At 65.9% G+C, this 23,691-nt stretch carries 21 protein-coding genes; 13 read left to right on the top strand and 8 right to left on the bottom strand.

Annotated elements, in window-relative coordinates:
• Positions 1-294: 294 nt before the first annotated feature.
• The 3 genes from ACSYDW_RS12170 (at position 295) to ACSYDW_RS12160 (ending at position 3,597) form a co-directional block, all read left to right on the top strand.
• Positions 295-1,626: an extracellular solute-binding protein gene (locus ACSYDW_RS12170; protein WP_438338987.1), complete on the top strand. Its 1,332-nt coding sequence runs from the start codon at positions 295-297 to the stop codon at positions 1,624-1,626.
• 76 nt (positions 1,627-1,702) lie between these two features.
• Positions 1,703-2,632: a carbohydrate ABC transporter permease gene (locus ACSYDW_RS12165; protein WP_438338986.1), complete on the top strand. Its 930-nt coding sequence runs from the start codon at positions 1,703-1,705 to the stop codon at positions 2,630-2,632.
• Positions 2,629-3,597 carry a carbohydrate ABC transporter permease gene (locus ACSYDW_RS12160; RefSeq protein ID WP_438338985.1) on the top strand — a complete coding sequence of 323 codons (969 nt, stop codon included), beginning with the start codon at positions 2,629-2,631 and terminating at the stop codon, positions 3,595-3,597. The genes ACSYDW_RS12165 and ACSYDW_RS12160 overlap by 4 nt, the downstream gene beginning before the upstream one ends.
• Before the next feature lie 340 nt (positions 3,598-3,937).
• Here ACSYDW_RS12160 and ACSYDW_RS12155 read toward each other — a convergent pair whose 3' ends face one another.
• From ACSYDW_RS12155 to ACSYDW_RS12140, 4 genes are all read right to left on the bottom strand, one after another.
• Complete coding sequence (locus tag ACSYDW_RS12155; protein WP_438338984.1) at positions 3,938-4,729, bottom strand: amino acid ABC transporter ATP-binding protein; 792 nt, start codon at positions 4,727-4,729, stop codon at positions 3,938-3,940.
• A gap of 11 nt (positions 4,730-4,740) precedes the next feature.
• Positions 4,741-5,535: an amino acid ABC transporter permease gene (locus ACSYDW_RS12150; RefSeq protein WP_438338983.1), complete on the bottom strand. Its 795-nt coding sequence runs from the start codon at positions 5,533-5,535 to the stop codon at positions 4,741-4,743.
• 92 nt (positions 5,536-5,627) lie between these two features.
• Entirely contained in the window at positions 5,628-6,422 is a 795-nt protein-coding gene (locus ACSYDW_RS12145; protein WP_438338982.1) for an ABC transporter substrate-binding protein, read from the bottom strand.
• Positions 6,423-6,584: 162 nt separating this feature from the next.
• A complete protein-coding gene (locus ACSYDW_RS12140; protein WP_438338981.1) occupies positions 6,585-7,922 on the bottom strand; it encodes an isochorismate synthase in 1,338 nt (445 codons plus the stop codon).
• Positions 7,923-8,038: 116 nt separating this feature from the next.
• Here ACSYDW_RS12140 and ACSYDW_RS12135 point away from each other — a divergent pair, with 116 nt between their 5' ends.
• Complete coding sequence (locus ACSYDW_RS12135; protein ID WP_438338980.1) at positions 8,039-8,737, top strand: demethylmenaquinone methyltransferase; 699 nt, start codon at positions 8,039-8,041, stop codon at positions 8,735-8,737.
• Positions 8,738-8,932: 195 nt separating this feature from the next.
• Entirely contained in the window at positions 8,933-10,030 is a 1,098-nt protein-coding gene (locus tag ACSYDW_RS12130; protein WP_438338979.1) for a polyprenyl synthetase family protein, read from the top strand.
• A 6-nt stretch (positions 10,031-10,036) separates the two neighbouring features.
• Here ACSYDW_RS12130 and ACSYDW_RS12125 read toward each other — a convergent pair whose 3' ends face one another.
• From ACSYDW_RS12125 to ACSYDW_RS12115, 3 genes are read right to left on the bottom strand one after another with little or no spacing between them, the layout of a single operon-like run.
• On the bottom strand, positions 10,037-10,552 hold the full coding sequence (locus tag ACSYDW_RS12125; protein ID WP_438338978.1) for an HIT family protein: 516 nt from the start codon (positions 10,550-10,552) through the stop codon (positions 10,037-10,039).
• A gap of 18 nt (positions 10,553-10,570) precedes the next feature.
• Complete coding sequence (locus ACSYDW_RS12120) at positions 10,571-11,005, bottom strand: SMI1/KNR4 family protein (RefSeq protein WP_438338977.1); 435 nt, start codon at positions 11,003-11,005, stop codon at positions 10,571-10,573.
• A 25-nt stretch (positions 11,006-11,030) separates the two neighbouring features.
• Positions 11,031-12,437 carry a PucR family transcriptional regulator gene (locus tag ACSYDW_RS12115; protein WP_438338976.1) on the bottom strand — a complete coding sequence of 469 codons (1,407 nt, stop codon included), beginning with the start codon at positions 12,435-12,437 and terminating at the stop codon, positions 11,031-11,033.
• Positions 12,438-12,551: 114 nt separating this feature from the next.
• On the opposite strand from ACSYDW_RS12115, the gene ACSYDW_RS12110 reads away from it, so the two are divergent.
• The 3 genes from ACSYDW_RS12110 (at position 12,552) to gabT (ending at position 15,910) form a co-directional block, all read left to right on the top strand.
• The gene (locus tag ACSYDW_RS12110; RefSeq protein ID WP_438338975.1) at positions 12,552-14,144 is read left to right on the top strand and encodes a sodium-dependent transporter; all 1,593 of its coding nucleotides are present in this window, start codon (positions 12,552-12,554) and stop codon (positions 14,142-14,144) included.
• Entirely contained in the window at positions 14,141-14,278 is a 138-nt protein-coding gene (locus ACSYDW_RS12105; protein WP_209998738.1) for a methionine/alanine import family NSS transporter small subunit, read from the top strand. The genes ACSYDW_RS12110 and ACSYDW_RS12105 overlap by 4 nt, the downstream gene beginning before the upstream one ends.
• A gap of 291 nt (positions 14,279-14,569) precedes the next feature.
• Positions 14,570-15,910 carry a 4-aminobutyrate--2-oxoglutarate transaminase gene (gene gabT / locus ACSYDW_RS12100; RefSeq protein WP_438338974.1) on the top strand — a complete coding sequence of 447 codons (1,341 nt, stop codon included), beginning with the start codon at positions 14,570-14,572 and terminating at the stop codon, positions 15,908-15,910.
• Positions 15,911-16,041: 131 nt separating this feature from the next.
• On the opposite strand, the gene rarD is transcribed toward gabT, so the two are convergent.
• On the bottom strand, positions 16,042-17,082 hold the full coding sequence (gene rarD / locus ACSYDW_RS12095; protein WP_438338973.1) for an EamA family transporter RarD: 1,041 nt from the start codon (positions 17,080-17,082) through the stop codon (positions 16,042-16,044).
• A gap of 257 nt (positions 17,083-17,339) precedes the next feature.
• Here rarD and ACSYDW_RS12090 point away from each other — a divergent pair, with 257 nt between their 5' ends.
• From ACSYDW_RS12090 to efeO, 5 genes are all read left to right on the top strand, one after another.
• Positions 17,340-18,740 (top strand): FAD-dependent oxidoreductase, encoded by a 1,401-nt coding sequence (locus tag ACSYDW_RS12090; RefSeq protein WP_438338972.1) that lies wholly within the window; start codon positions 17,340-17,342, stop codon positions 18,738-18,740.
• Positions 18,741-18,934: 194 nt separating this feature from the next.
• A complete protein-coding gene (locus tag ACSYDW_RS12085; protein WP_438338971.1) occupies positions 18,935-20,215 on the top strand; it encodes an MFS transporter in 1,281 nt (426 codons plus the stop codon).
• Between the two features lie 163 nt (positions 20,216-20,378).
• On the top strand, positions 20,379-21,251 hold the full coding sequence (gene htpX, locus ACSYDW_RS12080; protein WP_438338970.1) for a zinc metalloprotease HtpX: 873 nt from the start codon (positions 20,379-20,381) through the stop codon (positions 21,249-21,251).
• A 393-nt stretch (positions 21,252-21,644) separates the two neighbouring features.
• Positions 21,645-22,493, top strand: coding sequence for an iron uptake transporter permease EfeU (efeU, locus tag ACSYDW_RS12075; RefSeq protein ID WP_438338969.1), 849 nt, complete (start codon positions 21,645-21,647; stop codon positions 22,491-22,493).
• Positions 22,494-22,530: 37 nt separating this feature from the next.
• A complete protein-coding gene (efeO, locus tag ACSYDW_RS12070; RefSeq protein WP_438338968.1) occupies positions 22,531-23,688 on the top strand; it encodes an iron uptake system protein EfeO in 1,158 nt (385 codons plus the stop codon).
• The last annotated feature ends 3 nt before the right edge of the window (positions 23,689-23,691 follow it).

Raw genomic sequence — 23,691 nt, 5'->3', positions numbered from 1 at the left:
GGACGGCGGTCGGTTGTTTCGCTCGCAAGTTACATCTCATGCGTCAAGTGACTCTATGTTATGAAGCTGCTCATTGGCCATGGATGGTGAAGTCGGTGCGAAATGATCCGAGGTACTTGTTATCGATAACAAGCTATGGCATTCTGGTTTTCACGCTTGATGTTGCGCGGCTCACATGAGTTCACTCTTGGGGGTGCCCGGGCAGGTTCAGGTGTCGGGGATATCCCTCGAAGACCCAGCCTTAGATAGTCATTCCGGGCAAGCCATTGCCTGGTGGTAGCAAGTGGAGGAAACATGAAAAGCTTCAAGCGATGGGGCGCGGCAGCAGCCGGCACCCTTGCAGCGACACTCGCCCTGACGGCCTGCGGCGGCTCCAGCGGAGTGCCGGCAGCGACCACCCCTGCTCCCGCGGCGTCAAGCAGCGAATCCGGGAAACCGGCGGAGCTGACGTTCTGGGGCTGGGCTCCGGGCTACGCCGACAGCGTCAAGGCGTTCAATGCTTCCCAGAGCGACGTGGTGGTCAAGTACGAAGAAATCCAGCCAGGTTCGCGCGGTGGATACGAAAAGATGCTCAACGCAGTTCAGGCCGGCAACGCAGCCTGCTTGGGACAGGTCGGCTACGAAACCCTGACGAGCTTTGCGGCGCAGGGCGCACTCGAGGACGTCACCCAGTATGCGACGGCAAACCAGGGCGAGTATGTCGAGTTCGCCTGGAACAGCGTCACTGTCGGCGGCAAGGTGTTCGGAGCACCCGTCGACACCGGCCCCATGGCCATGTACTACAACAAGGACCTCTTCGAGAAGCACAAGATCGAGGTCCCAACCACCTGGGACGAATACAAGGCAGCTGCAGAGAAGCTCAAGGCAGCGGACCCGAAGGTCAAGATCAGCTCCCCATATGCGAACTACGACTACGCGGGCATGTCATGGCAGGCGGGAGCCCCGTGGTTTGGCATCGAGGGCGATAGTTGGAAGGTGTCCATTGATTCGCCGGAAAACCAAAAGATTGCCGGATACTGGCAGTCGCTGGTTGACGCCGGCACCATTGCCGAGGCCCCCATGTACGACCCCGCGTGGTTCAAGGGCCTGGGCGACGGATCCATCGCCACCCTCGTCGGTGCCGTCTGGCAGACAGGAGTCATCAAGGGCGACGTTGCGGACGGTGCCGGCAAATGGGCGGTTGCCCCGATGCCGCAGTGGGATGCGGCGAACCCGAAGGTCGGTAACGTCGGCGGCTCCGCGACCGCGGTGCTCAAGGGCTGCGAAACCCCCGAAGCCGCATGGAAGTTCGCAAACTTCCTCGCCACCGACGCCGAAAGCTACGGCAACCTTGTCGAGAAGGCGGCTCTTTACCCGGCAGCCAAGGCCTTGCTGGACCTGCCGCAGCTGACCAAGGAAGACAAGTACTTCGGCGGCCAGAAGATTTTTGACGTCTTCAAGGATGAAGCCTTGAAGGTCAACACCAACTGGACGTGGGGACCGAACATGCCCATGACAACCACCAAGCTCGATGACGGCTTGAACAAGGCATGGGCCGGCAACGGGAAACTTGCCGACGCCTTGGTCGAAGCCGACACCGCAACGGTTGAGAACATGAAGAGCCAGGGCATCAACGTCACTGACTGAATCGATTCCCGTGGCATCCCCCACGGGGTGCCACGGGTTTCAGTCGCTATACACACATTGAAAGGCAGCAACCCCCATGAGCGTCGCCACGACAAACCGACCTCGGAAACTCAGCGCAAGAACCAACAGCCGCCAGGGGCGCACCGCGGCACTGCTGCTTGCCCCCTTTGTTGTCATCTTCGCGGCCATGTACCTGGCGCCCTTGGGGTTTGCCGTCTACCGCAGCCTCTTCGTCCTCAAACGCGACGGCTTGGGGCTCACCGCACCGACGCTCGCCTTCGATCCGATGGCGAACTACCTGAAGGCGTTTGCGGACCCCGTATTCATTGAGTCCCTGGGCAGGGTCCTGCTTTTCGGCGTGGTACAGGTCCCTGTCATGTTGGGGCTGTCCACGGGTTTGGCCCTGCTGATCGATTCCCGGTCGGCGCGGGCCAAGGGCTTCTTCCGGCTATCCAGCTTCCTGCCCTATGCGGTGCCCGGCGTCATTGCGGCGCTCATGTGGTCGTTCCTGTACTCCGGAACCTCGAGCCCGATCAATGCACTTCTGGCGCCGCTGGGGATCGAGATCCCGTTCCTTGGTGAGGGCATGGTGCTGTGGTCGGTGGCGAACATCGTCACCTGGGGTTGGACCGGCTACAACATGATCATCATCTATTCCGCATTGCAGTCGATTCCCGGAGAAATCCTTGAAGCCGCCAAAATCGACGGGGCTTCGGCCTGGCGCATCGCCTGGAGCATCAAGGTCCCCATGGTCCGTCCGGCGATCATCCTGACGGCGGTCTTCTCCATCATCGGGACCGCCCAGTTGTACAACGAACCAAAGGTGCTGCAGAGCGTCTCCGGCGGGTCAATTGATTCCGCGTTCACGCCGATCATGGCTGCCCAGGCCGCAACCGCCGCGCAGAACTACCCGTATGCGGCCGCCATGTCCGTCATTCTGGCTGTGCTTGTCGGAATCCTGTCCATCACCTTCTTCAAGCTCACGAACAGGGGTTCCGACGCATGAGCACTCAAGTAATCGCAGGAAACGACAAGGATTCCGCGACCGCCAGTGCCAGCCGCTCCACGGCACTGGGGAAATCAGAGCGAGGCGGCCGGAACTTCGGGGGTCCCGCTGGCCGCAAACCCAGGGACAACCGAGAGACCTCGCTGACCAGTCGACTGGTCGTCACGATCGTACTTGGATGCTTCGCCATCTACTTCCTCGTTCCGATCTGGTGGCTCCTCGTTGCCGCATCCAAGCCCATGGGTGAACAGTTCTCGGCACCCGGCTTCTGGTTCAACGGCATGCACATGGGGAGCAACGTGGCCGAACTGCTCTCGACACGAGACGGCATCTTCACGCGCTGGATCTTGAACTCGATCTTCTATGCGGGAATCGGGGCAATCATCGGCACGCTGCTGGCCTCGATGGCAGGCTATGCGCTGGCCAAGTACCGCTTCCGCGGACGAGAGGTCGTTTTCGGCGTCGTCCTCGCGGCGGTGCTGATCCCCAAGATCCTCTTCACATTGCCGCTGTACCTGATGTTCTCCGAAGTGGGCCTGATCAACAACCCGCTGGCGGTGATCCTGCCGAGCATCGTGAGCCCCTTTGGCGTCTACCTTTCCAGGGTCTTTGCGGCGCAATCGGTCCCGGACGAAGTGATCGAGGCCGCCCGGCTCGACGGGTTGGGCGAGGTGGGGATCTACTTCCGGATCGGCCTGCGGATGATGACCCCGGCCTTGGTGACGATCTTCCTCTTCAACTTCGTGGAGATCTGGAACAACTACCTGCTGCCGGCGATGGTGATCAACGATTCATCGCTGCAGCCGGTGACAGTGGGCCTGGTTTCCTGGTTTGCCTCGAACGGCAAAGTTCCGATGTCGCTGGTAGTGGTCGGTGCCCTCGTCTCGATCATTCCACTGCTGCTGCTTTTCCTGTTCCTCCAGCGCTTCTGGAAGGCGGGGCTCACCGCGGGCGCGGTGAAGTAGGAAGCAAGAATTCCCGGTCGCGGTCTGCGAATACCGGGCAACGAGAATCGGTGTCGGTGGCCCCTGGGTGGGGTTGCCGACACCGATTCTCTTTTGCAAGCAAGGAAAAGCTTGGGCCGCCGAGGCGACTGCCCCGGGTGAGTTTCTTGATGCCAAGGACTAGTTACCGGTGGTGAATCGGCTCCGGCGGCCGAATCCGGCCGCACACGGGATGGTATGAGGCGATGAACACGGGGCGGCGAGAACCTCTCGGGCACCTGCAAAAAGGGCCGGTTGCCACTGCCAGTCGAATTTCAACTGGTGGTGGCAACCGGCCTTCAACCGAATTGCAGGAGGATTCCTAGTCGGTGATCTCCACGTGGGTGGGATCGAGCACGCGCTTGAGGAAGTCCTGCGTGCGCGGCTGCTGCGGGTTGCCGATGACGTCCTTGGCCTCGCCCTGTTCGACGACGACTCCGCCGTCCATGAAGATCACGCGGTCGGCGACCTCCTTGGCGAAGGACATCTCGTGGGTGACAACGAGCATTGTCATGCCTGCCTTGGCCATCGAACGCATGATGGCCAGGACCTCGCCGACGGTTTCCGGGTCCAGCGCGGACGTCGGTTCATCGAAGAGCATCAGCGTCGGGTCCATGGACAGCGCCCTGGCAATGGCCACACGCTGCTGCTGGCCACCGGAGAGCTGGTCCGGGTAGCGGTCGCCGAAGTCGCCTAGGCCGACACGGGTCAGGTTCTTGTGTGCCACTTCCTTGGCCTGCGCGGCGGGCCGCTTCAGGACCTTGGTCTGCGCCACGGTGCAGTTCTGCGTCACCGTCAGGTGCGGGAAGAGGTTGAACTGCTGGAAGACCATGCCGACCTTCTGGCGCATCTTGTCCAGGTCGACGTCCAAGTCGGTGGCCTCGAAGCCGCCCACGTGGATGGTGCCGGCGTTGGGCTGTTCCAGCAGGTTCACGCACCGCAACAGCGTGGACTTGCCCGAACCCGAGGGGCCGATCAGGCAGACGACCTCGCCGGGCTTGACCTCGAGATCGATGCCCTTGAGCACTTCGTTGCTTCCGTAGGACTTGCGCAGTCCGGCAATGCTGACGCCGGCGGCCTTGAAAGAGGATTGGTTTTGCGTGGTATCACTCATGACTCTTCTGCCTATCGCTTCGTCCGTGCGGAACGGGATTCAAACTTCCGAGCGATCAGGCTCAGTGGGATGGTGATCACCAGATACAACGTACCGGCCACGATCAGCGGCGTGATGCCGGCGCCCAGGGAAGTCAGCCCGTCGCGGCCGATCTTCGTCATCTCGTACTGCGCCATGCTTGCACCGAGGATGAAGGCCAGCGACGAGTCCTTGGTCAGCAGGATGACCTCGTTGGTCAGCGGGGGCAGGACGATCTTGAAAGCCTGCGGGATCACGATGGTGATCATCGCGCGCCAGGCCGGCATGCCGAGGGAACGTGCGGCCTCGATCTGTCCCTTGGGGACAGCCTGCAGGCCCGCCCGGAGGGTCTCGGCGATGTAGGCGGCCGAGACCAGGCCGAGGGAGACCATGACGACGACGGGCTGTGGCCACTGGGTTCCGGGGAACGCCGTGGGCACGCCGTAGCCGAAGGTGATCAAGACCAGGATCGCAGGAATTCCACGGAAGAATTCAATGAACCCTGTGGCAAACCAGCGGTACGGGGCAAAGCTGGCCATCTTCATGAGAGCCAGGAGCAAGCCGAGCGCCAGGCCGAAGGCGAAGGATATCGCGGTGTAGAAGATCGTGTTCTTCAGGCCCACAGTGATCAGGTCCGGGAAGATTGGCCCCAGCTTGTCGAAGGCGAAGAATTGTTCGCTGAGGGTCTGCCAGTTGACCTGCACCAGCACGGCCACGATAACGGCCACGAAGAGGACAATCTGGATGATTTTACTAAGACGGGCACGTTGACGGGTTGTCATTGCCATGGCGTTTAAGCCTTCCGTGAAAGGTGGCGAGGCCCCGGTTCCGTTAGGGAGCCGAGGCCTCGCCTGAATGCTTGCATCAAATGGGAATGACGTTAGTTGGTGGAACCGAACCAGGTCTCGGTGAACTTGGCCAGCGAGCCATCATCGGTGAGGCGCTTCAGCGTTGCGTTGACGCTGTCGAGCATGGCCGTTGCTCCCTTGGGTACTGCGACGCCGAGCTGTTCGCCGGTCTTGAAGTCGGCAACGCGCTTGAGCGTTGGGTCGTCCTTGATTGCGTAGCCCAGGACGGACTGGTTGCCCAGGGTCGCCACAGTGGTGCCGGCCTTGAGGGAAGCGATCTGCAGGCCCGAGTCTTCGTAGCCGGTGGCGTCGAGGCCGTTTTCCTTGGCGAACTTCGCGCCGGTGGTAGCCTGCTGGACGCCGACCTTCTTGCCCTTGGCGGACTCGAGGTCGGTGATCCCGGAGCCTTCCTTGGCCACGAGGGTCAGGTCGTCATCCATGTACGGGGTGGAGAAGTCCATGTTGCCCTTGCGGGCCTCGGTGATCGACAGCGAGGAGATCGCGATGTCGCACTGGGTCTTGAACAGGCCCGACTCGATGGCGTCGAAGCTGGAGTCGATGACGTTGAGCTCGAGCTTGAGGTCCTTGGCGATCTCCGCGGCGATGTCCATGTCGAAGCCGACGTTCTTGCCGTCCTTCACGAATTCGAACGGCTCGTAGGGGATGTCGGAGCAAACGGTGAGCTTGCCTTCGTTGATGAGCTTGACGGCGTTGGCGTCGGCCGAAGTCGATGCCGCCGGGGTGTTGCTGCTTCCGCACGCAGTCAGTGCGAGGGCGCCAACCGCTGCCACGGTCAGGGATTTGAGTACGGTGGTGGTGATCCGCATGGAGTGTGGTCCTTCTCTAGGTAATCGCTCGCAGGCTTGCGTCGATGATTATTCTAACCGTCTGAGCCCCAAGTAATGAGATGTGCATCACAGGCTACATTCATTTTCTGGGGGTAAACAACTTTCGACGATTATTTGTGAAAAGTGACCACAAACCGTTACCTAAAGACCCAATGCCTCCCGCATGGGGCGCATCTTGGCCCAGGACTCCGCCAGCTCGGCGGCGGGGTCGGAAGCGGAAACAATGCCGCACCCCGCGTAGAGCCTCACCGAGGTGGGGGATTCGATGACCCCGCCACGCAGTGCGATCCCGAATTCCCCGTTGCCGCGGGTGTCGATCCAGCCCACGGGCCCGGCGTAGGGGCCGCGGTCCATACCCTCGATCTCGCGCAGGGTGCGGCCGGCCTCCTTGGTCGGGGTTCCGCAGACGGCGGCGGTCGGGTGGAAGACCTCGGCAAGGTCGAGTGCCGAGGGGACACTGCCGTCGGCGCGGCGGGCCAGCGACGCCTTGACGTCGGAGGCGAGGTGCCAGACGTTGGGCAGCTGCAGGACGAACGGTTCCGCGGGGGCGTCCATGCCGGAGGCGAGCGGGCCGAGCTGCTCGGTCAGCGAGTCGATGGCCAGCTGGTGCTCGTGGCGCTGTTTCTCGTCCTCGACCAGCATCCGGTGCGCATAGTCCGGATCGCCGGCGGGCGCACCGGCCCTGTCGAGGGTCCCGGCCAGCACGCGTGCCTCGGCGATGTCCCCGCGGACCCGGACGAGCATTTCCGGGGTCGCGCCGATCAGGCCATCCACCGAATAGGTCCAGCAGTCCGAGTAGCGCAGCGCCAGCTGGCGCAACACCTGGGCCACGGCGATCGGGGAGGCAAGCTCGGCCACCGTGTCGCGGGCCAGCACCAGCTTGGTGACGCGCCCGGACTCGATGGCCGCGACACCCCGGCGCACCGAGTCCATATATTCGTCCTCGGTGATCTGGCCGGCCACCAGGCGGTCCACGCCCGAGGCGAGCTCGTGCTCGGCCGAGTAGTCATCCAGCAGCACCGCCAGTTCCGCCTCGGCGGCCTCCACGCTTAGTTCCGCTTCGGGGTCGTCGACGGTGTAGGTGATCCAGCTGCAGTTTTCGTCCCGCCCAACCACGATCCGCGGCACGATCAAGCGTGAGGCATAGGTGCTGGAGTAGGAGAAGGCGAACGCGCCGAAGGCGAGCATGCCCGTGCCGGGAAGTTCAAGCGGATCCTCGACATCCGCGGCCGCGGTGACCCCGTTCCACCAGTCGCGGGCCAGTGCGAAACGCTCCGGTCCGGTCGACTCGAACCGCGCCACCTGGCCGAAACCGATGACACCCTCGCCGCGGCGTGCCCACATCAGCGAATCGTCGCGCGTGGCGTAGTCAAGAAGTCCGTGCTCGCCCATCGCCGGGCGTTTGACGGTCAAGCTGCGCAGCTGCGGAACCGGGGGTGGCGTGTGCGGTCCCGTCCCGGCGGAAAGTTGGGAAGTCATGATGAGCTAAGCCTACCGCCGCCGCGACGGGCACCGGGCTCCCGAGTGGCCCTGCTCACCAGGACACCCCGGTGCCGTTTTTTCACGTTGCCGCCGAACTTTGCGACAATGAAACCATGAGCCGCGCATCGTTGGAAAAGCACACAGAAGAAGTCCAAGCAATGTTTGACGACGTTGCCCCGCGTTACGACGTGGTCAACGACATTCTCTCCCTGGGGCAGACCCGCCGCTGGCGCAAGATCGTCTTCGACGCGGTCGGAGCCACGCCGGGCCAGCGCGTGCTGGACCTCGCCGCCGGAACCGGGACGTCCTCCGAGCCGTTCGCCGACGCCGGGATCGGCGTCGTCGCCTGCGACTTCTCCCAGGGCATGCTCAAGGTCGGCAAGCGCCGCCGCCCGGACATCGACTTCGTGGCCGGCGACGCCACAAACCTCCCCTTCGAGGACAACAGCTTCGACGCGGCGACCATCAGCTTCGGCCTGCGCAACGTGAACGAGCCGAAGAAGGCCCTGGCGGAGATGCTGCGCGTGACAAAGCCCGGCGGCACCCTGGTGATCGCCGAGTTCTCCCACCCGACCTTCGCGCCCTTCCGCACCGTGTACACCGAGTACCTGATGAAGGCGCTGCCGCCGATCGCCAAGAAGGCCTCGTCGAACCCGGCAGCCTACGTGTACCTGGCGGAATCCATCCGCGCCTGGCCGAACCAGGACGGCCTGGCCGCCTGGATCGACGAGTCGGGTTGGGAGTCCTGCCGCTACCGCAACCTCAGCGGCGGCATCGTGGCCGTGCACCGCGCCACCAAGCCGCTGGACTAGGCGCCCCCGCAGGTGGGGGTCCGGGCGTCTGACGCCGGGCGACCTGCCGTGGGTCGCCCTCCTTGGCCTTGCTCGGGCCGAAGGGCGATAGAGTGAAACCTGTACTTGAGCAGCTGGCACCTACCGGCCAGCAACCAGAACCGGCCACGTGCCGCGGCTGGAACCGACCGCCGAGAGATAGTAAGTCTTAGAACTGTGACCGATTCCCAGACCAACTGGACCGCTGCCGGACACGGCGTGCCCGAATCCTTCGACCTGAACCCGGAGACCAGCGCGCTGGCCGCGGCGGTGAACCTGCCGGGCGGTTTCTCGCTGATCGCCCAGGACCCGGAGTTCGGCCCGGCCATCGCCACCGGCCTGGCCAAGGTGGAGAAGCTGCTGCGCGACGCTATCGCAAACTCCGACCCGTTGATCGACGCGACGAGCCGCCACCTCGTGGAGGCCGGCGGCAAGCGGATCCGCCCGCTGCTGGTGGTGCTGACCTCGCTGCTGGGCGACGGCGTGACCGACGAGGTCATCAAGGCCGCCGCCATCGTGGAACTGACCCACCTGGCCACGCTCTACCACGACGACGTGATGGATTCGGCGCCGTTGCGCCGCGGGGCCCCGACGGCCCACGAGGTGTGGGGCAACTCCGTCGCCATCCTCACCGGCGACCTGATCTTCGCCCGCGCCTCGGTCATTGGCGCGGAACTGGGCCCGGAGGCAGTCTCCATGCAGGCACGCACCTTCGAGCGCCTGTGCCTGGGCCAGCTGCACGAATCGGTGGGCCCGCGCGAGGGCGACGACCCGATCGAGCACCACCTCAATGTCATAGCGGACAAGACGGCCTCGCTGCTGGCGACCTCGGGAGCTTTCGGCGCGCTCTTCGGCGGAGTCCCGGAATATGTCGAGATCCTGCGCACCTACGGCGAGAAGGTCGGCGTGGCCTTCCAGGTCGCCGACGACGTCATCGACGTGACGGGCGCCCAGGTCCGCTCCGGCAAGACCCCGGGAACGGACCTTCGCGAGGGAGTTCCGACGCTGCCGGTCCTGTTGATGCGCGATGCGGCGGCAGCCGGCGACGCCGAGGCGGCCCGCGTGCTGGAGATCGTCGACGGCGACCTGACCGAGGACGCCGCCCTGGCCCTCGCGGTCCAGGCAGTTGCCGGCAACCCGGCCACGGCGCAGGCCTGGGCCGTGGCACGGAACTGGGCCGACGAGGCGGTCTCCGTGCTGGCGCCGCTTCCGGCCGGAACCGTCAAGGACGCGCTGGCGGCCTTCGCCGACGCGGTGGTCACCCGCGAGGTCTAGGCAGACCTAGGCGGGAAACCGCGCGGGGTACTCGTCCCACAGCTGTGCATCACCCAAGGCCGCCCGTAACTGGGCGGCCTTTTGTGCGCGCTCGGCCACCGGGACACGGTGGCGCAGGTGCCTGTAGAGGTCGTCGTCGCTGAAGCGCGGGAACACGTGCTGGTGGTAGTGCCAGACGTGCTGGTTGCCGGCCGGTTCGTTGTGCTGCCGGGTGCTGGTGCCCTCGGGGGACCAGGCGTGCTTCATGGCCAGGGCGATGCGCCGGGTCTCGAACATGACCTGCGCGGCGACGGCCTCGGGCAGGTCGTAGAGCGCCTCGTGGTGCTCGGCGGGGATCACCATTGCGTGCCCGCCGTGGGGGCCGAACCCGTCGCAGGCCATGATGACGGCGACGTGTTCGGTCCGGTAGATCAGGTCGGTCGGCGCGCAGAGGTTCCCCGGGGAAAACTCAACGCCGGCCAGGAGCTCGCAGAACGGGCAGCGGTAGTCTTCCGGTGCGTGCGATTTCCATAGCCGGCGCATGGTGGTGGTTGTCCCGGGCTAGTCGTTCAGCTCGGGGGAAAGCTCGTTGAAGACCCAGCTGAACATGTCCAGCACGTATTCGCTGAAGGTTCCCTCCTCGCTCTTCCAGGTGCCGCGGGCATTCTGGCGGCGGTAGACGATGGGGTCCGGGACCTCGAGCTGGTCCAGGCGGAAGCCCCACACGTACTTTTCTTCCTCGTCCTCGAGGAAGAGCAGGTAGCCGTCCTCGACCTCCAACTCGTCGGGGTCGAAGAAGTAGTGGTACGCCTCCATCAGGTCCTCGCAGCCGCCCAGGGCCAGGTAGAACTCGCGCAGCACCAGCGGCAGCTGGACCGACAGGGTGCCCAGCGCCTCATCGAGCTCGGCGTCGGTCAAGCCGTCTTCGTTTTGCCACTCGTCCTCGAGGTACAACGGAACCAGCGAACGGAACTTCTCAAGGAACATTTCAGCCATGCCCCCCATTCTATCCGCAGCGCTTCTAGGTAATGTCCTTGGCGGTCAGCGCGAGCCACAATTGCACGCGGTCCGCGGTGGTCGTCGGGTCGTAGCCGCTGAGCTCGCTGATCTGCTGGAGCCTGTAGCGCACGGTGTTGCGGTGCAGCCCCAGGGTTTCGGCCACGGCGCCGACGCTGCCGTCCAGCTCCAGGTAGTTGCGCAACGTATCAAGCAGCTCCGCCGAGTGCTTGGTGTCGAACGCCTCCAGGGGACCCAGCGCCTCCTGGGCCAGCGCCTGCAGCGGAACATCGCGCGCGGCAAGCAGCAGGGAGGTGAGCGAGAGCCGCGAGGGGGTGTTGATCCGTTCGCCGTGGCGCAACGCCTCGAGCGCCTCGAAGAAGCTCCAGCGCAGGCCGTTGGCCTGGGCGTAGTTGCCGCCGAAACTCACGCGGGCGGTGATCCCCGCACCGTGCAGGTACCCGTCAAGCCGGTCGGCGAAGGCGGCGGCCCCGGCCCCGTCCACCACCAGGGCCAGCCTGTCATCGACGATGGCCGAGGTTTCGTGTTCGAGCTGCGGCGGGATGGGCAGGGTCCGCAGGGCCTTCTCGTGTCCGTCCGAGGCGTGCACCAGCACGAGCGAGTGCGGGCGGTCAACGGTGATGCCGATTCCCTGCAGCCGGGCGGCGGCCTCCGTGGAGCTGAGGTTCCCGGCGATCAGGTCCGAGAAGGCCTGCCCGGCGACGAGCCGGTTCGACTCGCGCAGCCTGGCCTGGTTCGCCAGTTCCAGCCCGATCAGGCCCTGTGCGTAGTCGACAAGCCCGTCGCGGGTGTAGGGCTCCGCCAGGTAAAGCGTGCACCTGTCCTTCAGGCCCGTGGCGATGGGAACCGGCTGCCACTTCTCCGCTCCCAGTTCCGGGCCGTGGACCCGCGCCCCGAACTGGGTCAGTGAGACGGCGGTTCCCAGCATGCGCGAGAGTTCGCGCAGCATCGAGCGCAACCCGCCGGTGAGCAACGTGGATGCCAGTTGCTGGTGGCCCTTGAGCAGGCGCTCGAGCCGGGCCAGGTGGTCGGCGTTCAATGTGTCGGCGATCAGCTTGGTGATGGCCACGAACGGTGTTTCGTAGGGGACCTCGAACACCGGAAGGCCGAGCTCGGTAGCCTTGCGGATGACCGCGGCGGGGACGCTGCGGTGGCTCAGGCCCGTCCCGTAGCCCAGGGCCAGGACACCCGCGCCGTGCAGGATCTCCACGAAGGCCTGCTGGTTGGCGATGGTGGTTTGCCGCAGGCCCGTCGTCAGCACGATTTCCCCGCCGCTGAGGAAGGGGGAGGGGTCGCGGAGCTCGGTGACTGCCGCCCATTCGATGGGGGTTTCCCCCGCCGCTGAGATGTCGGTCAGCGCGCGCAGCGACAGGCTGGGAGACCCGAGGAGTCGCGACAAGGTGATGGCCATGTACCCAATACTATGGAACTTCATGGTGCAACCGTACGATCGGGTGTTTCACAATGTGGTCAAATTCGTCCCGAACCACGGGACGAACGGCACTTGTGCGTATCATTTCTCCCCATGACCACTGCATCGACTGGGCCAAGCGGACAACCCGCACCGGCCCGACGAGAAACTTTCTCCTCGCGAAAACTCTTCATTCTCTCCGCCATCGGCTCCGCCGTCGGACTCGGAAACATCTGGCGTTTCCCCTACGTGGCCTATGAAAACGGCGGCGGCGCGTTCCTGATCCCGTACCTCGTGGCACTGCTGTGCGCGGGCATCCCGCTGCTCTTCCTCGACTACTCGGTCGGCCACCGCGGCCGCGGCTCCGCGCCGCTGTCCTACCGCCGGCTGAACCGCGCGGCCGAGCCGCTCGGCTGGTGGCAGGTGCTGATCTGCTTCGTCATCGCCGTCTACTACGCGGCGATCATCGCCTGGGCCGCCATGTACACCTGGTTCTCGGTCACCAAGGCCTGGGGGAGCGACGCCGAGGCGTTTTTCTTCAACGACTTCCTGAAGATGGCGCCGGAAGCCGGCCTGTCCTTCGACTTCGTCTCCAACGTGTTCTTCCCGATGTTCGCCGTCTGGGTCGTCGCCATCGTGATCATGGTCGCCGGCGTGAACAAGGGCATCTCGCGGGCCAACGCCATCTTCCTGCCGCTGCTGGTTGTCATGTTCGTGATCCTCGTGGTCCAGGCCGTGCTGCTCCCGGGCGCCATGGAGGGCCTGAACGCCTTCTTCACCCCGAACTGGGCCGCGTTGCAGGATCCGGGCGTGTGGGCTGCGGCCTTCGGCCACATCTTCTTCTCGCTGTCGGTGGCCTTCGGCATCATGGTCACATACTCCTCCTACCTCAAGCGCAAGACCGACCTGACCGGATCGGGCATGGTCGTCGCGTTCGCCAACTCCGGCTTCGAGATCCTCGCCGGCATCGGTGTCTTCGCGGCGCTCGGCTTCATGGCGGCTGCCTCGGGCACCGCGGTGTCCGAGGTGGCCAGCGGCGGCATCGGGCTGGCCTTCATCGCCTTCCCGACCATCGTCTCCGAGGCGCCGTTCGGTGCGATCCTCGGTGTGCTGTTCTTCGGCTCGCTGGTCTTCGCCGGGTTGACGTCGCTGATCTCGATCCTCGAGGTCATCGTCGCGGCCTTCCAGGACAAGCTGGGCTGGAGCCGCAAGTCGGCCACGCTGATCGTCACCATCCCGATCGCGCTGGTGTCCCTGGTGCTCTTCCCGACCACCACGGGCCTTCAGCTGCTTGACACCTCCGATGCTTTCGTCAACCAGTTCGGCATCCTGGCCTGCGCCCTTGTCACGGTCATCGTGCTGACCGCCGGCCTGACCGCGCTGCCGAAGCTGCAGCAGCACATGAACCGTTCCTCGTCGATCAAGATGGGCACGATCTGGCGCATCCTCGTCGGCGGCATCGCACCGGTGGCGCTCGGCTACATGCTGATCAACGAGATCCAGTCCAAGGGCGCCGAGCAGTACTCCGGCTACCCGGCGTGGTTCAACGGCGTCTTCGGCTGGGGCATGGCCGGCGCGCTGGTAATCGGTGCGGTCCTGCTCTCGATGATCCCGTGGAGCGAGAAGTCCAAGCTCAACGACCCCGAGTACGACGAATTCGAGGCCGAGCTTTCGGCCGACGCAGCAGCAGAGGAGCTGAAGGCATGACCCCGGTAGCCATCACCATGATGATCATCGCCATGGTCACCGTCTGGGGAGGCCTCGGCCTCGCCATGTGGAACCTGGCCCGCCACCCCGAGGACGAGGGGCACCTTCCCGAGGAAATGCCCCACGAGCTCTGACCTGCCCGCGCCACGCACGGCGTGAAGGCAAGCGGCGCGTTCCCGCCCGGTGACCCCGGGCGGGAACGCGCCGCTTTTTCATGTCTCGCGGGGGTTCGCTTCTGTGCACATGCACTGCGAACTTCGGGCACAACTGTGCCGATTTCACTAGCGGGCATTCTCGCCCGCGGCATAGGCTTCATGACAGTACACAACACCAACACACCGGTTCCCCTCATGCGTGCCCAATTTCCCGCCCTCGGCGCGGGATCCGGGCCCGCGCCGCGCGGACCGGGAAAGGAATGAGCGTTCATGGACGTCACTTACCGCATTGAACAGAAGCGCCAGATCAACGGTGCCTTCCCCGGACCGAAGTCCGTTGAGCTGGCAGCGCGTCGCACCGCGGCAGTGGCCCTGGGCGTGGCTTCCTCGCTCCCGGTCTACGTTGCCGACGCCGATGGCGGCGTGATCGTCGACGTCGACGGCAACTCCCTGATCGACCTGGGCTCGGGCATTGCGGTAACCAGCGTTGGCGCCTCCAACGAAAAGGTTGCAGCGGCCGTTGCCGCACAGGCAGCGCACTTCACCCACACCTGCTTCATGGTGACCCCGTACGAGGGCTACGTCGAGCTGGCCGAGAAGCTTGCCGAAATCACCCCGGGCACCCACGAGAAGAAGGCCGTCTTCTTCAACTCCGGTTCCGAGGCCGTCGAGAACGCCATCAAGGTCGCCCGCGTGGCAACCGGCCGCACCGCCGTCGTCGCCTTCGACCACGCCTACCACGGCCGCACCAACCTGACCATGGGCCTGACCGCCAAGGCAGCTCCGTACAAGCGCGGCTTCGGCCCGCTGGCCTCGGAAATCTACCGCATGCCGATGAGCTACCCGTTCCGCGAGGAAAACCCGAACATCTCGGGCAAGGAAGCCGCAGAGCGCGCCATCCTGGCCATGGAGAAGCAGATCGGCGGCGACCAGATCGCAGCCATCATCATCGAGCCGGTCCAGGGCGAGGGCGGCTTCATCGTCCCGGCCGAGGGCTTCCTGCCGCGCATCGCCGAGTGGGCCAAGGAACAGGGCATCGTCTTCGTGGCCGACGAAGTGCAGGCCGGCTTCTGCCGTGCAGGCGCCTGGTTCGCCTCCGACGTCGAGGGCATCACCCCGGACATCATCACCGTTGCCAAGGGCATCGCCGGCGGCATGCCGCTCTCGGGCATCGTCGGCCGCGCCGAACTGCTCGACGCAGTGCACCCGGGCGGCCTGGGCGGCACCTACGGCGGCAACCCGGTTGCCGTTGCCGCAGCGCTCGAGACCATCAAGTTCATGGAGGAGCAGGACCTCGCCGGCCGCGCCCGCGAGATCGAAGAGCAGTTCTTCACCCGCATGCGCAAGCTGCAGGGCGAAGTCTCGGTCATCGGCGACATCCGCGGCCGCGGTGCCATGGTTGCCATCGAACTGGTCAAGGCCGGCGGCATCGAGCCGGACGCCGACATCACCAAGAAGATCGCCGCCGACTGCCTCGCAGCAGGCGTCCTGATCCTCACCTGCGGCACCTACGGCAACGTCATCCGCCTGCTGCCGCCGCTGGTCATCAGCGACGAGCTGCTTGCCGACGCCTTCGACGTGCTCGAAGCCGCAATCCGCGCCAACGCCTAGTCGTTAGCCGCACACAGCCAAGAAAGGGGCTGGCCGTTGTTCAGGGCTTTGGACAACGACCGGCCCCTTTCTTAATGCCCGCACAGAGGGCCGGTGCCGGATGGCCGCGGGCAGTGCCCGCGGCCCGGTGGCTACTCCTTGGACGCGGGAACCCCGGCGGGTGCCCCGGCCGGAACCCCGGTGGGCGACACGGTGCCCGCCGGTCCGGCCGCCTCGGCTGCGGCCCGTGCGGCGCGGTCGCGGCGCGGTTGGGTGGCCATGTCGATGCACAGCAAGACCACCGCGACCCAGACCAGGCAGAAACCGATGAGGCGTTCGACGGGCATCGGCTCGTTGAACACCGTCAACGCCACGATGAACTGCAGGATCGGTGCCAGGAACTGCAGGGTGCCCAGCGTTGTCAGCGGCAGGCGGCGCGCGGAAGCGCCGAAGAGCAGCAACGGGACGGCCGTGACGACGCCGCTGGCCGCCATCAGCCAGAAGTGCGCGGGCCCGGCGGACAGCACGGTGTCCTGGCCGCGCGCCACGAGCCAGGCCATGAAGCCCAGCGCCGGGATGCTCAGGATCGCCGTCTCCATGCTCAGCGAGGTCAGCGCCGTGGCGGTGCGGCCCACCCGGTTCTTCACGAACCCGTAGAAGCCGAAGGAGAACGCCAGCACCAGGGCGATGTACGGGACGCTGCCGTACGCGAAGGTCAGCGTGAGCACCGTGGCCAGCCCGAACCCCATGGCCGTCCACTGGAGCGGGCGCAGCCGCTCCTTGAGGAAGACGACGCCCAGTGCCGTGGACACCAGCGGGTTGATGAAGTAGCCCAGCGAGGCCTCGACGGCGTGGCCGTTCAGGACGGCGAAGGTGTAGGTCAGCCAGTTCACGGCGATCAGCACCGAGGCCACAGAGAGCCGGAGCATGGCCCGCCTGTCGCGGCCCAGGGCCAGGAACCCGTGCCAACTGCGGGTCAGGCTCAGCAGAATGGCACAGAAGACCAGCGACCAGACGATCCGGTTGGCAACGATCTCCAGCGGCGAGGCGATGGAGATCGTCAGGAAGTAGAGCGGCAAAAGGCCCCAGAGGCCGTACGCCCCCAGGCCCTGCAACAGGCCGGCGTTGCGCTCTGCGGCGGGGGAGGAGCCCGCGGGCGCGCCCGTGGACGTGGTGGTGCTGGTTCGGGTCATGACTGACTCAACAGGGAAAACATGGATTCCATTCCGTGCTGCGCGGCAGCACCGGGTTCTGGCGCGTGCGGGGCAGAGGGAGGGCCGGGGCCGGGACCCCCGCCCTTCAGACTACAACCGGAACCCCCGGGCGCCGCTCCCGCGCCGGGAACGTGAGCATGCGCACACCGGTTCCCCCGCGGAACGAAACAACAATTAGACTAGGGAGCCGTGCGTTATTTGTGCGCGCCCGTGAACATCCTCCGGAAGGAACCCCCGTGTCCGATTCAGCAGTACGTCCGCTCCGCGTCGCCATCATCGGGGCGGGTCCGGCCGGCGTCTATGCTGCCGACATCCTCACCAAGGCGGAGCGCGAGTTCGAGGTCAGCATCGACCTGCTCGACGCCTACCCGGCGCCCTACGGCCTGATCCGCTACGGCGTGGCCCCGGACCACCCGCGCATCAAGGGCATCGTCAATGCCCTGCACAAGGTGCTGGACCGCGGCGACATCCGCTTCCTGGGCAACGTGACCTACGGCCGCGACCTCACGCTCAGCGACATCCGCGACATGTACGACGCCGTCATCTTCGCCACCGGCGCCATCAAGGACGCCGACATGGACATCCCGGGCATCGACCTGGAGGGCTCCTACGGCGCCGCCGACTTCGTCTCCTGGTACGACGGCCAGCCCGACGTCCCGCGCACCTGGCCGCTCGAGGCCAAGGAAATCGCGGTGCTCGGCAACGGCAACGTCGCCCTTGACGTGGCGCGCGTGCTCTCCAAGCACGCCGAGGACCTGCTGGTCACCGAGATCCCGGAGAACGTCTTCGCCGGCCTGAAGGACTCGCCCGTCACCGACGTGCACATCTTCGGCCGCCGCGGCCCGGCCCAGGTGAAGTTCACCCCGCTGGAGCTGCGCGAGCTGTCGCACAGCCGCGACGTGGACATCGTGCTCTACCCGGAGGACTTCGAGTTCGACGAGGCCTCCGACGCCCTGATCAAGTCCAACAACCAGGTCAAGACCATGGTCAACACGCTGACGAACTGGATCGTCGAGGAGCAGGACACCGGGGCCTCCCGCCGCCTGCACCTGCACTTCCTGCACAACCCGATCGAGGTCATTGGCGAGGACGGCAAGGTCTCCGGCATCAAGTTCGAGCGCCAGGAACTCGACGGCACCGGCAACGTCCGCGGCACCGGCGAATTCGTCGACTACCCGGTCCAGGCCGTGTACCGCGCCATCGGCTACTTCGGCTCCGAGCTCGCCGAGCTTGAATTCGACGAAAAGCGCGGGGTCATCCCCAACGCCGGCGGCCGCGTGCTGGATGCCCAGGGAACGCACGTCCCGGGCCTCTACGCGACCGGCTGGATCAAGCGCGGCCCGGTCGGCCTGATCGGCCACACCAAGGGCGACGCCCTGGAGACCATCGGCAACCTGCTCGAGGACCGCATGGCGCTTCCGCCTGCCGCGAACCCGGACGAGGACGCCATCATCGAGCTGCTGCGCTCCCGCGGCGTCGAATTCACCACCTGGGAAGGGTGGAAGAAGCTCGACGCGCACGAGATCGCACTCGGCGCCGCAGCCAGCCCGACCGAGACCTCGGTGGGCCCGGTGGACCGCGCCCGCATCAAGGTCGTGGACCGCGACGAAATGGTCAAGGTCTCCCGGGACCAGTAGCCTCCAGGGGCCAGTAGCCTCCCGGCAGCCCCGGCGCCGCTCGGCCGTCCGCGGAACGGCGCCGCAACGGCAGAAGCCCGCCGCCCCCGTCGACGGGTGCGGCGGGCTTCTGCGTGCGGGCGGGGTGGTGCCGCGTATGCCCTGCGGCACGGAGGCACCGTCGTTGTCCAGCGGCCCATGACTAGACTCGATGGGTGCCACGACTACTTGCCGACCTGACCCCGCTGCGCGAGAGCCCCGCCTTCAAGCGGCTCTGGATCGGCAACGCGCTTTCCGCCGTCGGAAGCCAGCTCACGCTCGTTGCGGTGAGCCTGGAAGTCTACGAACTGACAGGCTCAAGCTTCCACGTCGGCCTGCTGGGGGCCTTTGCGCTGGTGCCCCTGGTGCTGACCGGGCTCTACGGCGGGTCGGTCGCCGACGCACACGACCGCCGCAAAGTGGCCCTGGCCTCAGCCCTCGTCCTGTGGGCCGCGACGGCGGCCATCGCGGCACAGGCCTGGCTGGGGGTGGACAACGTCTGGGTTCTCTATGGCCTCGTGGCCGTCCATTCGGCCGCGGGCGGCATCAATCAGCCGGCCCGCGGCGCCATCATCCCGGCCATCGTCGGCCTCAAGCTCCTGCCCGCGGCGAACTCCCTGAACATGGTCACGTTCGGGATCGCGCAGATGGTCGGCCCCCTGCTCGGCGGGATCCTGGTGGCGCAGATCGGGTTCGGCTGGACCTACGGGATCGACGTGCTGACCTACACGGCAGCTGTCTGGTCCGTGTACATGCTCCCGGCGCTGCCGCCGGAAGGGAAGTCGGGGGTCGCGGGACTGCGCTCGGTCATCGAGGGTTTCCGCTTCCTGGCTACCCAGCCGAACGTCCGCATGACCTTCCTGATCGACCTTGCGGCAATGGTGCTGGCGGCCCCGCGCGCCCTGCTACCGGCCGTGGGTGCCGTGTTGATCGGGGGCGGTGAACTGACGATGGGCCTGCTGCTGGCTGCCACGGCGATGGGCGCCTTCCTGGCGGGGCTGTTCTCGGGCCCGCTGGGGCGCATCCACCGCCAGGGGGTCGCGGTGTTCGTCTGCGTGGCCGTCTGGGGCGCAAGCATCGGTGGCTTCGGCGTGGTGGTGCTGTTTGCCTCGCGGCAGCCGCTTCCCGCCGGCGGGGAGGCCGGCGGCTGGCTGTGGCCGGCCGCGCTGTGCATGGCCGTCGCCGGTGTCGCCGATGCGATCTCCTCGGTCTTCCGCACCACCATCCTGCAGACGGCGACGCCGGACCACTTGCGCGGGCGCCTCCAAGGCGTGTTCATCGTGGTTGTCGCGGGCGGGCCAAGGCTGGGGGAGATGCTTTCCGGCGGCGTTGCCGGCGGGATCGGAGAGGGGGCGACGCTGCTGCTGGGCGGAATCGCGTGCATCGTTGCGGCGGTGCTCCTGATCCGGCTGCAGCCCGGGTTCCTGCGCTACGACTCGCGCCGCCCAACCCCCTGAGAAGCGCCAGCCAACCCCTTGAGGCGCCGCGCCGAAACGCAGCGGCCATTCCCCCGGCAACATCCCGGAGCGGAACAAAGACGTGCGACTGCTCGTTGACTACAGTAGATACAACCCGCGGCAGAAGAACCGGCCGCGAACCGTTCCCGAGGAGAAAACCACAGTGCACAATCACAACAACGGCTTGAAGACCGCGGCCCTGCTGGGCGGCATGTTCGCCCTGCTGCTGGCCATTGGAGGCCTGTTGTCTTCGGGAACCGGAAGCAGCAGTTTCATCTGGATCTTTGCACTCATCGGCGTGGCCACCACGGCCTACGGCTATTGGAACAGCGACAAGCTGGCCATCCGCTCCATGCAGGCCTACCCCGTCACCGAGGCAGAACAGCCCGCCATGTACAAGATCGTGCGCGAGCTTTCCGCCGCGGCCCAGCAGCCGATGCCGCGACTCTACGTCTCGCCCACGGCGGCTCCGAACGCCTTCGCCACCGGGCGCAACCCGCAGAACGCCGCAGTGTGCTGCACCGAGGGAATCCTCCAGCTGCTCAACGAGCGCGAGCTCCGCGGCGTGCTGGGGCACGAGCTCATGCACGTCTACAACCGCGATATCCTCACCTCCTCGGTCGCCGCCGCTGTCGCCGGCGTGATCACCTCGTTGGCCCAGTTCCTGCTCTTCTTCGGCGGGGGAGACCGCCGCAATGCCAACCCGCTGGCCATGATCGCGATGTCCCTGCTCGCGCCGATCGCCTCCAGCGTGATCCAGATGGCCATCAGCCGCACCCGCGAATACGATGCCGACGAAGACGGCGCCAAGCTGACCAACGACCCGCTGGCACTCGCCTCGGCCCTGCGCAAGCTGGAAGGTGGTGTGCAGCGTGCTCCGCTGCCAAGCGACGACCAGCGCCTGGTGAACACCTCGCACCTGATGATCGCGAACCCGTTTGCCGGCGGTGCCCGGAAGCTCTTCGCCACCCACCCACCGATGGACGACCGCGTGGCGCGACTGGAAAAGATGGCCGGCCGCCCGCTGGGCTACTAGGCAACGCCCGGCCGCACCAGCGCCGTCGCGCACGAAGCTCCCGTTTCCCCCGGAAGGAAACGGGAGCTTTTCCATGTCCGGGAGTGGTTCCCGGTGCCGCGCGGTCAACGCACCGGGGAAAGACTCCGGCCACACACGGGGGAGGAGCGCGCCCTGAGTCCGGGGTGCCGTGGCTCCGTGGCGTCAGATGAAAGGCGGGATTGCCGCACACCGGCGCGCCGATGGGCCCTGTTTGGCGCGCGGCCCGCGCGCGCCCGGTTTGCAGCTCGAAGTAAGCAAGGCGTAACCTCATTAGGCAATGGGCACGTGGCCTATTGGTACCAGTCACGCCTATGGGTGGGGCGCCGCACGCTCGGTGCCTGCCGGTTGACGCTGAACCTACGAAAGCAATTCATGACCGCGAACTTTCTCATTGGCCTGCGCGAAGGGCTCGAAGCCGTCCTTGTGGTGGTGCTCCTGCTGGCATACCTGCAGAAGACCGGCCGGACCCAGCTCGTCCCACGGATCTATGCCGGAGTAGGCATCGCCGTTGCGGTATCCCTGGGCTTCGGTGCCCTGTTGACCTTCGGGCCGCGCGGCCTGACCTTCGAGGCCCAGGAAGCGATCGGTGGGTCCCTGTCCATCGTTGCCGTGGGCTTCGTGACCTGGATGGTCTTCTGGATGGCGAGCGCCTCAAAGACCCTCGCCACCGACCTCCGCGGCAAGGTCGACCAGGCGGCCGAAGGCTCGGCCTGGGGACTGGTCATGGTTGGCGCATTCGCGGTGGGCCGCGAGGGCCTGGAAACCGCGATGTTCCTGTGGGCGGCGACCCGGGCCACGGGCGAGACCTGGCAGCCGCTGGTGGGCGCCACGCTCGGAATCCTGGTGGCCATCGGCTTGGGGGCACTGCTGCACCGGGGCGTCCTGAGGATCAACCTCTCCAAGTTCTTCACATGGACCGGTGCCGCGCTGATCGTCGTCGCCGGCGGTGTCCTTGCCTATGGAGTGCACGACCTGCAGGAAGCCGGGATCCTGCCGGGCCTTCACAACCTCGCCTTCGACGTTTCACACATCATCGCCCCGGGCAGCTTCCTGGGAACGCTGCTCAAGGGCGTATTCAACTTCTCGCCCGCGACAACGTGGCTCGAGGCAATCGTTTGGGTGGCCTACGTCGTCCCCGTGATGTTCATCTTCTTCCGCCGCATCGGGGCGCCGAAGAAGACCGAACCGGCAGCACCGGCCACCGCAGCGGCATCGCTCTAGAACTCCGACCACCTTCCCATCCTCAAAGGAAACCCTCATGAAGCTTGTTCGACCCCTTCACTACACCGCGGCTGCAGCCGCGGCGGCGCTCGCGCTGACCGGCTGCACCACCAACACCCCGGCCGCCGAGGGTGAAGGAGCCATCCAGGTCACCAGCACCGCGGATGCCTGCACCGTTTCGGCCGTCACCGCGCCGGGTGGGACCCTGAAGTTCTCCGTCAAGAACGAGGGCTCCGAGGTCACCGAGTTCTACCTTCTGGCCGAGGACGGCCTGCGCATCGTGGGTGAAGTCGAAAACGTTGGCCCCGGCCTGAGCCGCGACCTCGTGGTCATGGCCCCCGAGGGCAAGTACTTCACCGCATGCAAGCCCGGCATGGTCGGCGACGGCATCCGCGCGGCATTCACCGTGACCAAGGCCCCGGAAGGGGAGACTGTCAGCGCCGACCGCGCCGCACTCCAGGCCACCGCGGTGAGCCTGTACGCGGCGTACGTCAAGGACCAGTCCCAGCAGCTGGTTGAGGGCACCAAGGAATTCACCGATGCCTTTGCCGCAGGGGATGCGGAGAAGGCGCGCGAGCTCTACCCGGCGGTGCGCATGCACTGGGAACGCATCGAACCCGTTGCCGAGTCCTTCGGCGACCTGGACCCGATGCTCGACGCCCGCGAGAAGGACCTGGAAGAGGGAGATGCCTTCACCGGCTGGCACCGCGCGGAGAAGGACCTGTGGGCGCCGAAGGGATACACCGCCATGACGCAGGCTGAACGCCAGGAAATCGCCGACAAGATGGTCGCCGACACCGCCGAGCTCAACAGCCGTACTAAGGAACTCACCTTCACCGCGGACAAGCTGGCCAACGGCGCCAAGGAATTGTTGGACGAAGTTGCCACGGGCAAGATCACCGGTGAAGAGGAAATCTTCTCGCACACCGACCTGTGGGACTTCCAGGCCAACGTCGAGGGTGCACGCATCGCCTACGAGGACCTGCGTCCGCTGCTTGCGGAAAGCGACTCCGAGCTTGACGCCGCACTGGAAACCAACTTCGCGACCCTCCAGGGCCTGCTGGACCAGTACAAGAAGGGCGAAGGATTCGTCCTCTACACGGACCTGACCGAGGCACAGATCCAGGAACTCAGCTCCGCCGTCGACGCCTTGAGCGAGCCGCTGTCCAAGCTGACCGCCGCAGTGGTGAAGTAGCGC

The sequence above is a fragment of the Paeniglutamicibacter selenitireducens genome, assembly GCF_051550675.1.
In the GTDB taxonomy this organism is placed as follows: Bacteria; Actinomycetota; Actinomycetes; order Actinomycetales; family Micrococcaceae; genus Paeniglutamicibacter.
Note: the sequence above shows the minus strand (reverse complement) of the source record. Positions and strands in the feature narration are given on the sequence as shown.